The 13,968-nt window shown below is 72.2% G+C and carries 9 protein-coding genes; 6 read left to right on the top strand and 3 right to left on the bottom strand.

Annotated features, from left to right (window positions below; genetic code table 11):
• The first annotated feature begins 239 nt into the window (after positions 1 to 239).
• Both ACRX5S_RS07155 and ACRX5S_RS07150 read left to right on the top strand, forming a co-directional pair.
• Complete coding sequence (locus tag ACRX5S_RS07155) at positions 240 to 1,742, top strand: VWA domain-containing protein (protein ID WP_436771922.1); 1,503 nt, start codon at positions 240 to 242, stop codon at positions 1,740 to 1,742.
• 25 nt (positions 1,743 to 1,767) lie between these two features.
• Positions 1,768 to 2,124: a hypothetical protein gene (locus ACRX5S_RS07150; RefSeq protein ID WP_436771921.1), complete on the top strand. Its 357-nt coding sequence runs from the start codon at positions 1,768 to 1,770 to the stop codon at positions 2,122 to 2,124.
• A gap of 104 nt (positions 2,125 to 2,228) precedes the next feature.
• Here ACRX5S_RS07150 and ACRX5S_RS07145 read toward each other — a convergent pair whose 3' ends face one another.
• The 3 genes from ACRX5S_RS07145 to ACRX5S_RS07135 form a co-directional block, all read right to left on the bottom strand.
• Positions 2,229 to 2,963: a hypothetical protein gene (locus ACRX5S_RS07145; protein WP_436771920.1), complete on the bottom strand. Its 735-nt coding sequence runs from the start codon at positions 2,961 to 2,963 to the stop codon at positions 2,229 to 2,231.
• Between the two features lie 281 nt (positions 2,964 to 3,244).
• Entirely contained in the window at positions 3,245 to 4,168 is a 924-nt protein-coding gene (locus tag ACRX5S_RS07140; RefSeq protein WP_436771919.1) for a metallophosphoesterase family protein, read from the bottom strand.
• A gap of 318 nt (positions 4,169 to 4,486) precedes the next feature.
• Positions 4,487 to 5,548: a LacI family DNA-binding transcriptional regulator gene (locus ACRX5S_RS07135; protein ID WP_436771918.1), complete on the bottom strand. Its 1,062-nt coding sequence runs from the start codon at positions 5,546 to 5,548 to the stop codon at positions 4,487 to 4,489.
• A gap of 548 nt (positions 5,549 to 6,096) precedes the next feature.
• Here ACRX5S_RS07135 and hisC point away from each other — a divergent pair.
• From hisC to cydD, 4 genes are all read left to right on the top strand, one after another.
• A complete protein-coding gene (gene hisC / locus ACRX5S_RS07130) occupies positions 6,097 to 7,185 on the top strand; it encodes a histidinol-phosphate transaminase (protein WP_436771917.1) in 1,089 nt (362 codons plus the stop codon).
• A 394-nt stretch (positions 7,186 to 7,579) separates the two neighbouring features.
• Positions 7,580 to 9,043, top strand: a complete 1,464-nt coding sequence (locus tag ACRX5S_RS07125) for a cytochrome ubiquinol oxidase subunit I (protein ID WP_436771916.1) — start codon at positions 7,580 to 7,582, stop codon at positions 9,041 to 9,043.
• Between the two features lie 39 nt (positions 9,044 to 9,082).
• Positions 9,083 to 10,099 carry a cytochrome d ubiquinol oxidase subunit II gene (gene cydB, locus ACRX5S_RS07120; protein ID WP_436771915.1) on the top strand — a complete coding sequence of 339 codons (1,017 nt, stop codon included), beginning with the start codon at positions 9,083 to 9,085 and terminating at the stop codon, positions 10,097 to 10,099.
• A gap of 82 nt (positions 10,100 to 10,181) precedes the next feature.
• Positions 10,182 to 13,961 (top strand): thiol reductant ABC exporter subunit CydD, encoded by a 3,780-nt coding sequence (gene cydD, locus ACRX5S_RS07115; protein WP_436771914.1) that lies wholly within the window; start codon positions 10,182 to 10,184, stop codon positions 13,959 to 13,961.
• Positions 13,962 to 13,968 lie beyond the last annotated feature (7 nt).

Here is a 13,968-nt window from a genome sequence, read left to right as displayed (position 1 = left end):
AGTGATAGGCCCGAGGGTGAGCAGCGGGCGGACAATGGTGACCCGGTGTGGCCCGCCGTCACAATCCACTATGCGAGACAAAGCGCGCGACGTCTGCGGCGCGCCGGTTCGCGTCCAGTCGGCATCCGGTCAGCGGCCGGTCGACAGTCGATCGATATCTGCCGCCGGATGACCGGACGGCGGATCCTCCCCCGCGTGGTCTGTCTGCCGCAGGACGAGTTGCTGGGCACACTGGCTGGGTGACTGCGACTTCTCTGGGCAAAGGCGCGAACATTCCGGTGGCCGCCTCGGCCGTGCACGCCGTCCTGGCCTGGACGCGGCGGCCGGGTACGCCCGATGCGGACGCGTCCGCGCTGCTTCTGACCGGCGCCGAACGCGTGCGTGACGACGACGATTTCGTGTTCTACAACCAGCCGCGGCACGCTTCCGGCGCGGTACGGCACCTCGGCAAGCAGACCGCGGGCGAGGCGGCGTGGGACGCCGTCGAGGTCAACCTCGCGAGGGTCGAACCGGGCATAGAGCGGATCGTGCTGTGCGCTTCGGCCGACGGCGGGACGTTCGGCCAGATGAGCGGGCTGGTGCTGCGGCTGTTCGAGGCCGGAACGCAGGTCGAGATCGCCCGGTTCGAGATGACGGCGACCACGGAGACCGCGTTCGTCAGCGGCGAGCTGTACCGGCGGGGCGGGCAGTGGAAGTTCCGCGCGGTGGGCCAGGGGTACGCGGCCGGACTCGCCGGGATGGCAACCGACTTCGGCATCACCGTGGACGACCCGCCGTCGGCGGCCCGGCCCGCGACCACGTCGGCCTCGACCACGCCGCCCGCGGCTGCCCTGCCCGCGCCGGCCTCGCGTCCCGCCGCACCCCCGGCCCCGACACCCCCGCGGGCCACCCGGACGACCGCCCCGCCCCCGCCCCCGCCCCCGCAGCCCACGCCCGCGTCCCCGACTCCGGCAGCCGCCGGGAGCCCCGGAGTTCGCACCGCCAAGGGCGAGGACCGCCTGCCCGTCGACATGCGCAAGCGGCTCTCGCTGCGCAAGGAGCAGGTCGCCGTCAGCCTCCGCAAGCACGGAGCCGAGGGCGTCCGCGCGCGCGTCATCCTGGTCCTGGACGCGTCCGGCTCGATGAGCCCGCTCTACGACAAGGGCATCGTCGCCGACGTCGTGGAGCGCATGGCAGCCGTCGCCGCGCAACTGGACGACGACGGCGCGATGCAGGCCTGGACGTTCGCCACCCACTCGATGCGGCTGCCCGACCTCGTGCTCGGCGAGCTCCCCGAGTGGCTGCGGCTGCACGTGCGAGTCGGCGAGATCAGCCTGTTCGGCCGACCGTCCAAGCGCAAGAAGGGACTTCACCCGCTCCAGGTCGACATGCGCATGGTCGGCATCCAGAACGAGGAGCAGAAGGTCATCGCGGACGTGCGTACGTACGTCCGCCGGACCCCGGCCCAGGACCCGACTCTCGTGCTGTTCTTCTCCGACGGCGGCGTCTACCGCAACAACGAGATCGAGAGCGAGCTGCGCGCGGCCGTCGAGGAGCCGATCTTCTGGCAGTTCGTGGGCCTCGGACAATCCGACTACGGCGTGCTCGAACGCTTCGACACCATGCCGGGGCGCCGCGTCGACAACGTGGGCTTCTTCGCGGTCGACGACATCGTCCAGGTCTCCGACGCCGAGTTGTACGACCGGCTGCTCTCCGAATTCCCGTCCTGGATCAAGGCCGCCCGCGCGGCCCGGATCCTCTGAACCGCCGCTGCCCGAGGAGCCGCCGATGAGCCCCCGACGACGGAAGCCGAACCAGGACCTCTTCGCCAGAATGGCCGAGAAGTTCTCGGACGAACACGGCGTCGACACGGGAACCATGTTCCGCAGCCCGGGACTTCGCGTGGACGGCAAGGTCTTCGCCTTCCTCGGCCACGACGGCGGCCTCATCGTGAAGCTCCCCGAGGACCGCGCCCGTCTGCTCGTCGACGAGGGCACCGCCGAGCGCGTGACGATGGGCACGCGGTCCATGCGCGAGTGGGTCGCCTTCCCCGCGCAGGCCGACGAGGCGGCGACGCTCGCGCTCTGGCAGCGCATGGCACGCCAGGCCAGGACGTACGTCGGCTCCCTGGGCGACGCAAGCTGACCCGCGCCCCGCGCCCGAACCGCCTCCCCCCCCGACGCCTCCGCCGTCGCACCCGCACGCGCCGCCCGGCACCGCGGGCCGGGAGCGCGGAGCGGCCGGGTCCGTCAGCGGACCACGTCGGTGGGGTGGTCGCCTTCCGGTTCGTGCCGGCGTTCGCGTTCGCGGTTGCGCGGGCGGCGGCCGTTCCCGTTGCGCGGCGACTGGAGCGGTATCACGCGCGCGTCCGTCCCCGCCGCGGTGGCGAGCATGGTGGCCATGAACGGCAGAACTCCCCGGTGCAGTACGGCGGCCTGCCATTCCTCACGGGCCAGCCGGACTTCCGTGTCCACCGCGGGAGTACGCCGGTTCCGCCCCGCGTGCAGCAGCATCGCCAGGCCCGCCAGCATCGCCGCGGCGAGGGCGATGACCAGGGAGGCCACCCCGACCAGGCGTACCGGCGCGACGCTCTTGTCGTGGTCGGTGGTCGCCTTGATGACGTAGTAGGCGACCAGGAACACCGCCGCCGAGACCGCCGCGACGATGATGGTGATCGACGTCGCCAGCGCGAAGACGCCGACGCCTTCGGGCGTCTCCGCAAAGGGAGTTGCCGCCTGTTCGCTCTGCGAGGGATTGGCGCGTTCCTCGCTGTCGACGAGGCGCCGGTACTCGCCCGGGGCCTTGGCCGCGATCGCGTCGGCGTGCGCGAGCGTCGCGGTGCGCAATTGCTCGGCGTTCAGTTCCGGCGAATCCGCCAGTGCCTGGGCGATGTCGTCCAGGTGCAGCGCGTCGTCGACGATCCGCTCGAACTGCCGCCGGTGTTCCTCGTAGTGGAACGGGTGAGGGTGCTGGTCGTTGTGCATCGGATCCCCCGAGATCGACCGCGCGAATGGGCCCGCGTCTGCCCCCGTTCCGCCGAACCCTCGGGAGGCGACGCGTCGGAGCCCGGTACGACGACCGGCTCGGGTCGATCGTTCGCCCGCCTCGCAACCCGGCGGCGGCGGAGCGGATAACCCGATGGTAAAGCCCGGAACGGTGGTTTTGCCCCAGGGAATTCCCTCTTGTGTGCCAGGGTTGTGTTTTTCGGCGAAATAGGCTCCCGGCGAATCGACATCACGCCGACGGCCACCTGGCGAACCGGTTGTCAGCCGTATTCGGGATCCTCGTCGATGTCGTAGACCATCCCGATCGTCTCCTCGTCCGCGCTCGTCGGCGCCGGTGCCGGGCGTTCGCCCAGCGGCAGCCGGGCGACCAGGCACGGCCCGCCCAGGTAGATGCCGCCGTCGAGGTTGATGACCTGCCCGTCCGCGTACACCCGCGGGCCGGTGATCGTCGACGGGTCCTCACCGGTCTGGTACGGGATCGGCGTGTGCCCGTGCACGATGTGCCGTCCGCCCAACTCGCCCAGCAGGTCGGCGGCGGCGTTCGCCCCGGCCTCGCCCATGAAGGCGCCGCGTCGGGTCAGATTGCGGAACAGGTCCCAGCACGGCAGGGGCTCGGGGTCGCGCAGCATCTCGGCGATCTCGCCGTCGATGTCCTCGATGGTGCTGCCGTATTCGAGGTACGCGTTGCTGTCCGAGTGGATCAGCAGATACCCGTCCACCACCGCCGCGACGGGCTGCGAAGCGAGCCACTGCGCCTGCGCCTCGGTGAACCGGTCCAGGTCCCACTGCAGGCCGCCGTTGCGCAGCCAGATCTCCCGGAACGTGGTGGCGCCCCCGGCGACCGGCACCGGGTGGTCGCCGAAGAAGTACACGCCGAGCAGCAGGATCTCGTGGTTGCCGAGCAGCATCCGCGAACTGCCGCCGTCGGCCGACGCCTCCTCGGCCAGGCGCATCGCGAGCTCCACGACGCCGATGCCGTCCGGGCCCCGGTCGGTGAAGTCGCCCAGGAACCACAGGCGCGAGGCACCCCCGCTCCAATGCGCGTCCTCGTCGATGAGGCCCTGCTCGCGCAAGGCGGCCTCAAGCTCGTCGAGATGGCCGTGCACGTCGCCCACCACGTACAGCGGCGCGTCCTCGACGTCGACCGCGCCGCCTGTGCCGGGCGCTCCCGAGGCGATGCTCACGAGACGATTCCTTTCTTCCGCGCCCCCACGCCTGCCCAGCGACCGCGGTGGGGGTGACGCCTGTCATGAAGCATGACGCACCGCGGAGCTGTACGGCTGCGGTGGCCGGGGTGCGAACACCATTCGATCACCGTCCGATTCGCCGTCGTTGTCACCGTTCGATTCACCGTCTGATGAGGACGCCGTGCCGTGACCGTATCTTGCGCGGGCGAATCGGGGAACGGTACTGCCCCCAGACATGGCGCGTCCCGCGTAATCCGATGCGTGTCGCGGACACCGGCTGCACCGTACGGGCGGGATCGCCAAGCGGACAAACCGTCAGAACCCGGTGGTGCCACGGCGTGTCGAGGCCCGCACCGACAGCCGGATGGGCACCGTGCGCTGCGCGGGAACCCGCGGGCCGACGCGCGCGGCGTCCTCCTCGATCACCCCGACGAGCAGCTCGACCGCGCTGCTTCCGGCCACCCGCGGCTGGAGGCTGAGCGTGGTCAGCCCGGGTTCGGCGGAGTGCGCCGACTCCTCGCCGCACGCGGCCACCAGCAGGTCCTCCGGTACGCGCAGCCCGCGGGCCCGGGCGGCGGCCAGCAACTCGCCGCCGCAGCCCTCGTGCAGGCCGTACACGGCGTCGGGGCGCAGCGCGGCCGGCAGGTCGAGCAGCCGGCCCGCGGCGGCGCCCGCGGCACCGGAGGTGTTGGGCGGGTACGCCTCGACCAGCGGCTCGCGCCCGCGCCCGGCGCACCAGGCGCCGTACGCGTCGACGCACCGCCGCGCGTACGTCCCCTCCTGCGACGTGAGCAGCGCGATGCGGCGTGCGCCGGCGTCGGAGAGGTGGTCGAGGACGGTGTCCATGGCGAGGGCGTGGTCGATGTCGACCCAGCCGTGCACGGTGCTGTCCCCGGGATGCCCGCCGGTCACCACGGGCACGCCGCGCCGCAGCAGTTCGCGGACCATGGGGTCGTCCTCGGCCGGGTCGACGACGATCGTCCCGTCGAGCGCCACGTTGCTCCACACGTCGTGCCGCGAGGAGGTGGGCAGCACCACGAGGGCGTAGCCGCGGTCGAGGGCGGCGCCGGTCGCGGCGCGCACCAGCTCGGTGAACCAGCCGTACTCGGTCAGCGCGAACGGTTCGGCGGCGTGGTTGGTCGTGGTGAGCCCGATCAGCCCGGAGCGCCCGGTGCGCAGCGTGCGGGCGGCCGCGGACGGCCGGTAGCCCAGCCGGTCGGCCACCTCGCGCACGTGCACGCGGGTGGAGTCGGGCAGTCTGCCCTTGCCGTTGAGGGCGTCGGAGACGGTCGTGATCGACACCCCGGCCGCGGCAGCGACGTCCCGGATGCCGACGCGTGCGGGCCGCCGTCCGGGAGCCCCCTGGTCAACAGTCATCGGCAACGACAGTAGGGCCGTTCGGGTCATCTGACGCCGGGCATGGGCTTCCTTTTGCGAAGAAACCATTTTCCGCATACCTGGTCCTGAAGATGCCCTTTGCAGGAACGCCGCCGCCCGGTCGGTCGGGGGGCGGTCGGGGCAGTGCGGATGTCGGGCCGCGAGGGGGCGGGAACGCCGCCGCCCGGTCGGTCGGGGGGCGGCCGGGGCAGTGCGGATGTCGGGCCGCGAGGGGGCGGGAACGCCGCCGCCCGGTCGGCCGGGGTCGCCCGGGACTCGGTGGATGTCGGGCCCGCTAAGAGGCGGGAACGCCGCGGGGCGGGTCGGGGGTCGGCCGGGGACGCGGTGGATGTCGGGCCGCGAAAGGGCCGGGGGTCGGCGGCGCCGGTTCGGTGTGCCCGGCGGCGCTTCGTCGGTTGGGGGAAACGTAGGGTGAGGCAGGGTCCGCAGCGGTCGGGGGTCGCTTTGCCCGCGGATCGGGGTGGGGGGCTCGGCCGTTCCCATCCCCTTCGACCCATCCCTTCGACGGCCATCTGTGGAGGACGACGGTGACCCACGACAACCCTGCCGGCGGCGGGCCTCGCCTGCGCGGCGTGCTCGACACCCTGCCCGCGTACAAGCCGGGGCGTCCCGCCGCGGCCGGGTCCGGGGCGCCGTCCTACAAGCTCTCGTCCAACGAGAACCCCTACCCGCCGCTGCCCGGCGTGCTGGAGAAGGTGGCCTCGGCCGCGGCGTCGTTCAACCGGTACCCGGACATGTCCTGCGGCGAGCTGACCGCGGAGCTGGCCGCGCACTTCGGGGTCCCGCCGGAGCACGTCGCGACCGGCACCGGCTCGGTGGGCGTCGCGCAGTCGCTGCTCCAGGCGACCTCGGGGCCGGGCGACGAGGTCGTCTACGCGTGGCGGTCGTTCGAGGCGTACCCGATCATCACGCAGATCTCCGGCGCCACTTCGGTGCAGGTGCCGCTGCTGCCGGACGAGGGCCACGACCTCGACGCGATGGCCGCGGCGATCACCGACCGGACCCGCCTGGTGTTCGTCTGCAACCCCAACAACCCGACCGGGACCGCGGTACGCCGCGACGCGCTCGTGCGGTTCCTGGACCGCGTGCCGTCCGACGTGCTGGTGGTGCTCGACGAGGCGTACAAGGAGTTCGTGCGCGACCCGGAGATCCCGGACGGCGTCGAGCTGTACCGGGACCGGCCCAACGTCGCGGTGCTGCGCACGTTCTCCAAGGCGTACGGCCTGGCCGGCCTGCGGGTCGGGTTCGCCGTCGCGCACGAGCCGGTGGCCGAGGCGCTGCGCAAGACCGCGGTGCCGTTCGGGGTGAGCCAGCTCGCCCAGGACGCCGCCGTCGCTTCGCTGCGCTCCGAGGACGCGCTGCTCGAACGCGTCGACGCGCTCGTCGCCGAGCGCACCCGCGTGGTGGACGCGCTGCGCGCGCAGGGCTGGACGGTCCCCGAGACGCAGGCCAACTTCGTCTGGCTGCGACTCGGTGCGCGGACCCTGGAGTTCGCCGCCGCGTGCGGCGCCGCGGGCGTCACGGTGCGCCCGTTCGACGGCGAGGGCTGCCGCGTCACGATCGGGGAGAAGGAGGCGAACGACCTGTTCCTGGACGTCGCCTCGCGCCTGGTCTGAGCCCGGGGACGGGTGCATCCGGAGATCTCCACGGGGGTCGGTACACGAGCCGCAAAGGCCGCGTACCGACCCCCCGTGTTTGGTACGGGGACCCCCTCGCTAGAGTTTGTGAACGGATGCACAAGCGCGACTTTGTGAATGCATGCACAAAGTCGTCGTGCCCATCACGCCGTCCGCGGTGCCGCTACCTCCGGGTTCCTCCCGGTATGGGGCCCGGCCAAGGGGTGCGGCGTGTTTGATCCCGGCCGGATCATGTGCCGTGCATCGTAAGGAAACGCAGTAACAAGTGCATTGATGATCAAGAAGTTTCAAAAACCAGCAAGCCCGGCTTAAGGCTTCAAGCAGCAGCAACCCATGCATACCGACCAGAACGACTTTTCGGAGGAGGTCGTCCGTGGACCTCGCCCTCGATCCGCTGGACGTCGCCAGGTGGCAGTTCGGCATCACGACCGTCTACCACTTCCTGTTCGTCCCCCTGACGATCGGGCTGTCGACGCTCGTCGCCTGCCTCCAGACCGCGTGGTATCGCACCGGCAAGGAGCACTACCTCCGGGCCACGAAGTTCTGGGGCAAGCTCTTCCTGATCAACTTCGCGATGGGCCTGGTCACCGGCATCGTGCAGGAGTTCCAGTTCGGCATGAACTGGTCGGACTACTCCCGCTTCGTCGGTGATGTCTTCGGCGCCCCGCTCGCGATCGAGGCCCTGGTCGCGTTCTTCCTCGAATCGACCTTCCTGGGCCTGTGGATCTTCGGCTGGGACCGCCTGCCGAAGCGGATCCACCTCGCGACCATCTGGGCCGCCGCGATCGGCACGATCCTGTCGGCGTACTTCATCCTCGCCGCGAACTCGTGGATGCAGCACCCGACCGGTTACCGGATAAACCCCGAGACCGGCCGCGCCGAGCTGACCGACATCGTGGCGGTGCTCACCCAGAACACCGCCGTCAGCGCCTTCGCGCACGTCATCACCGCGGCCTTCCTGACCGCCGCGGCGTTCATCGTCGGCATCAGCTGCTGGCACCTGCGCAAGCGCAACGAGGTCGAGGTCTTCCGGCCCTCGCTGCGCCTGGGCCTGTGGGTCGCGGTGGTCGCGGGCCTCGGCGTCGCGGTCACCGGCGACTTCCAGGGCAAGATCATGTACGAGCAGCAGCCCATGAAGATGGCCTCGGCCGAGGCGCTGTGGGACACCGAGCAGCCCGCGCCGTTCTCGATCTTCGCGTACGGCGACGTCGGCAAGGGCCACAACAAGGTCGCCATCGAGGTGCCCGGCGCGCTGTCGTTCCTCGCCAAGAACGACTTCGACGCCGAACTGCCCGGCATCAACGACCTCCAGCGCGAGATGGAGGCCAAGTACGGGCCCGGCGACTACCGGCCGAACATCCCGGTCACGTACTGGGGCTTCCGCCTCATGATCGGCTTCGGCATGACGTCGTTCGCCGTCGGCGCGATCGGCTTGTGGCTGACCCGCAAGAAGCGCGCGCTGCCCACCAACAAGTGGATCTGGCGCGCCGGCCTGTGGACGCTCGCCTTCCCGCTCGCCGGCAACTCCTTCGGCTGGATCTTCACCGAGATGGGCCGCCAGCCGTGGGTCGTCTTCGGCGTCCTGAAGACCGAGTCCGCGGTGTCCCCGAGCGTGTCCGCGGGCGAGGTGCTGACCTCGCTCATCGTCTTCACGCTGCTGTACGGCGTGCTCGCGGTCGTCGAGGTCGGCCTGCTGCGGCGCTACGTCATCGCCGGCCCACCGGAGATCGAACCGGAGAAGCCGCGCGAACCGGGTGGTCCCGACGGCGGCCCGGACGCGGACGCCGGGCGGGACGCCGAGGACGACGCCGACCGCCCGCTCGCCTTCGCGTACTGAGCGCGGGCCCGGACCCCAGCAACTCGAACGAGGCTTGCGATGGAACTCACCACCGTCTGGTTCATCCTGATCGCCGTCCTGTGGATCGGTTACTTCTTCCTGGAGGGATTCGACTTCGGCGTCGGCATACTCACCAAGGGGCTCGCGCGCGACGAGACCGAGCGCCGCGTCCTCATCAACACCATCGGGCCGGTCTGGGACGGCAACGAGGTGTGGCTGATCACCGCGGGCGGCGCCACGTTCGCCGCCTTCCCCGAGTGGTACGCGACGCTCTTCAGCGGCTTCTACCTGCCCCTGCTGATCATCCTCGTGGCGCTGATCCTGCGCGGCGTGGCCTTCGAGTACCGGGCGAAGCGCGACGACGCCAAGTGGAAGCGCAACTGGGAGAACGCGATCTTCTGGGGCTCACTGGTCCCGGCGTTCCTGTGGGGCGTCGCGTTCGCCAACATCGTGCGCGGCGTCAAGATCGACGCCGACAAGGAGTACGTGGGCAACGTGCTCGACCTGCTCAACCCGTACGCCCTGCTGGGCGGCCTGGTCACGCTCGTGCTGTTCACGTTCCACGGCGCGGTCTTCGTCGGGCTCAAGACGGTCGGCGAGATCCGCGAGCGGGCCAACGCGCTGGCCTTCAGGCTCGGCCTTGTGACGGCGGCGCTCGCGCTGGCGTTCCTGGTCTGGACGCAGGCGGACAGCGGCAACAACAAGAGCCTCGTCGCGATGCTGGTTGCCGTGGTCGCGCTGCTGGCGGCACTCGCGCTCAACCGGATCGGGCGCGAGGGGTGGACGTTCGCGATGTCGGGGCTGACGGTGGTCGCGGCGGTGGCGATGCTGTTCCTGGCACTGTTCCCGGACGTGATGCCGTCGAGCATCGACTCCGCCTACAACCTGACCACCTCGAACTCGGCGTCCACGTCGTACACCCTGAAGATCATGACCTGGGTCGCGGTGATCATGACGCCGGTCGTGCTGTGCTACCAGGGCTGGACGTACTGGGTGTTCCGCAAGCGCATCGGCACCAGGAACATCCCGACCACGGTGCCGCACGGGGCGGGCTGAGACCGGACGGCCCGCTCGGGCCGGAACGCACCACGAGCACACGGGACGCCGCGACCGAGCGGCCCGTACGACGGAAGAGAAGATGAAGCCCGTAGACCCGCGCCTGCTGCGCCACGCCCGAGCCACCCGGGGGTTCCTCGCCCTCACGGTCGTCCTCGGGGTGGTGGGCGCGGGCCTGGTCATCGTGCAGGCGGGGCTGCTCGCGACGCTGATCGTGGGGGCGTTCGAGGACGGCAAGGGCCTCGCCGACCTGCGTACGCCGCTGATCGCCCTCGCGTTGGTCGCGGCCGGACGGGCGCTGACGGCGTGGCTCACCGAGGTCGCCGCGCACCGCACGTCGGCGGCGGTCAAGTCGCAGTTGCGCCGCAAGCTGCTCGCGCACGTGATGCGGCTCGGGCCGACGTGGCTCACCGGTGCCCGGACCGGCGAACTGACCACGCTGGCCACGCGCGGCATCGACGCGCTCGACGGCTACTTCGCCCGCTACCTGCCGCAGCTCGTGCTCGCGGTCGTGGTCCCGGTCGCGGTCGTCGCGCGGATCGTCACGGGCGACTGGATCTCGGCCGCCACCATCGTCGTCACGCTGCCGCTGATCCCGGTGTTCATGGCGCTGATCGGGATGGCGACGCAGAAGTACATGGACCGGCAGTGGGACGTGCTCGCGCGCCTCGCCGGGCACTTCCTCGACGTGGTGGCGGGGCTGCCGACGCTCAAGGTGTTCGGGCGCGCGAAGGCGCAGGCCGCGTCGATCCGGAAGATCACCGACGACTACCGCAAGGCGACGCTCAAGACGCTGCGGGTGGCGTTCCTGTCGTCGTTCGCGCTCGAACTGCTCGCGACGATCTCGGTGGCACTGGTCGCGGTGGGCGTCGGGCTGCGGCTCGTGGACGGCGAACTGGACCTGCACACGGCGCTGGTCGTGCTGATCCTGGCGCCGGAGGCGTACCTGCCGCTGCGCCAGGTGGGTGCGGAGTACCACGCGAGCGTCGAGGGGCTGACGGCGGCGGAACGGGTGTTCGCGATCGTCGAGACGCCGGTGCCGGGGGACGGGCTCGCGGGCGGGGCGGAGGTGCCGGGGCCGGGCGCGGTGGTGCGGATCGAGGACCTGACGGTGCGCAGACCCGACCGGACCGAGCCCTCGGTCGCGGGCGCCTCGCTCGTCCTGCGGCCGGGGGAGACGACGGCGCTGGTCGGGCCGAGCGGCGCGGGCAAGTCGACGGTGCTGGCCGCGCTGCTGGGGTTCGTGGCGCCGGACTCGGGGCGGATCACCGTCGGAGGGGTGGACCTGGCGGACCTGGACGGGGACGCGTGGCGCTCGCAGATTGCGTGGGTGCCGCAGCGGCCGTACCTGTTCGCGGGGACGATTGCGGAGAACCTGCGGATGGCGGCCCCGAAGGCCGACGACGCGGCGCTGCGGCGGGCCCTGCGGGCGGCGCACGCCGAGGAGTTCGTCGCGGCCGCGGGCGGGCTGGACACCGTGTTGGGGGAGGACGGCGCCGGTCTGTCGGCCGGTCAGCGCCAGCGCCTGGCGCTGGCCCGGGCATTCCTCGCAGACCGTCCGGTGCTGCTGTTGGACGAGCCGACCGCGAATCTGGACGGGGCGAGCGAGGCGGCGGTGGTCGACGCGGTCCGGAAGCTGGCGCTGGGGCGCACGGTGCTGCTGGTGGCCCACCGCCCGGCGCTGCTGGCGGTGGCGGACCATGTGGTGCGCCTGGAGCCGCCGGTCGGATCATCCGACAACGCGCCCCCACTCCGGGGGTCCGACGGAGTGGTCGCCGAAAAGCACAGGCGTCGTCCACAGGACGAGGTCGTCGGTCACATTGACGAGACGTTGCCCACCGCCCGCACGACGACAGCGGCCGCGGCCGCGCAGACCGACGTCCCGGACTCGGCCCGGGCAACGCACGCCGGCCGACCCGCCATCGCGACCACGGTCGACCCCCAGCCGGTCGGCGAGGAGGTCGGCCCGGCCGCGGCAGGGGTCGGCGCGGCGGGCGTCGTTCGCGGGGAAGTCGGTGGGAGAGAGGAGGTCGGCCCGGCCGCAGTGGGTGTCGGCGACAGCACGGCCTGCACACCGCACCCCTCCACCTTCCGCCGTCTTCTCGCCCTCGCCCGGCCCGTCCGCTCCCGACTCGCGCTCGCCGTGTTGCTCGGTGCGGTCGCGCTCGGCAGCTCGGTCGGCCTCATGGCGACATCCGCGTGGCTCATCTCCCGCGCGTCGCAACACCCGCCCGTGCTCACGCTCATGGTCGCGGTCACGTCCGTCCGCGCGTTCGGCATCTCACGTGCGGTCTTCCGCTACGCCGAACGCCTCGTCTCCCACGACGCCGCCTTCCGCATCCTCGCCCGCCTCCGCGTCACCGTCTACGAACGCCTCGAACGCCTCGCCCCCGCCGGCCTGCCCGCCTTCCGCCGCGGCGACCTGCTCTCCCGCCTCGTCGCCGACGTCGACGCCGTGCAGGACTTCTTCCTCCGCGCGCTGCTCCCCGCCGCGGTCGCGGCCGTGGTCGGCGTCGCCGCCGTCGGGGTGACCGGTGCGTTCCTGCCCGAGGCGGGCGCGGTACTCGCCGCCGGGCTGTTCGCCGCGGGCGTCGTCGTGCCGTGGACCGCCGCCCGGGTGGCCCGCCGCGCCGAGCGCCGCATCGCCTCCGTGCGCGGCCAACTGTCCACCGGCGTCACCGAACTCCTGCACGGCGCCCCCGAACTGATCGCGGCCGGCGCCGCTCCCGCCCGGCTCGCCGCGCTGGACGGCACCGACGACCGGCTGCGCCGCACCGAGGCCCGCCAGGCGCAGGGCGCCGGGCTCGGCGCGGGCCTGGCCGGGCTCGCCACCGGCGCCACGGTGTGGGGCTGCGCGGCGGTCGGCATCGCCGCCGTCGCCGCCGGGCGCCTGGACGGCGTGCTGCTCGCCCTCGTCGTCCTCACGCCGCTCGCCGCCTTCGAGGCCACCGCCGTCCTGCCCTCGGCCGGACGCCACCTCGAATCCTCCCGCCGCGCCGCCGCCCGGGTCTTCGAGGTCGTCGACGCACCGGAGCCGGTACGCGAACCGGCCCACCCCGTACCCCTGCCGCCCGCCCCGCACAGCCTCCACGTGCGCGGCCTGACCGCGCGCTGGACCCCCGAGGGCCCGCCCGCCCTCGACGCGGTCGACCTCGACCTGGCGCCCGGCCGCCGCATCGCGGTCGTGGGGCCGAGCGGTTCCGGCAAGACGACGCTGGCCAACGTGCTGCTGCGCTTCCTGGATCCCGAGGACGGCGATGTACTCCTTGCGTCCGCGACCGGCCCGCACCCCGAGCCCGACGCCGGAGCCGCCCTCACCGACCTCGAAGGCGACGCCGTACGCCGCGTCGTCGGCCTCTGCGCGCAGGACGCCCACATCTTCGACAGCTCCGTGCGCGAGAACCTCCGCTTCGCCCGGCCCGGCTGCGACGACGCCGCGATCCGCGACGCCCTCGCGCGCGCCCGCCTGATCGACTGGGTCGACAGCCTGCCGCGCGGTCTCGACACGATGGTCGGCGAGCACGGCGCCCGCATGTCGGGCGGGCAGCGCCGGCGGCTCGCGCTGGCACGCGTACTGCTGGCCGACTTCGACATCGTCGTACTGGACGAACCGGCCGAGCATCTTGACCTCGCGACCGTCGACGCCCTCACCGCCGACCTGTTGGCCGCGACGCGGGACCGCACCACGGTGCTCATCACGCACCGCCTGGCCGGGCTCGAAGACGTCGACGAGATCGTGGTCCTGGACGCGGGCCGCGTCGCCCAACGCGGCACATGGGCCGATCTCGCCGACGCCGAGGGGCCCTTCCGCGACCTGCGCGACCGCGAGGCGGCTGCCGAGTCGGCCCTGCGCACGGGCTGAGCCCCGT

Origin of the sequence: Yinghuangia sp. YIM S09857 (genome assembly GCF_051388915.1) — a bacterium.
Taxonomy (GTDB): domain Bacteria; phylum Actinomycetota; class Actinomycetes; order Streptomycetales; family Streptomycetaceae; genus Yinghuangia.
This window is presented reverse-complemented; position numbering and strand designations above follow the sequence as displayed.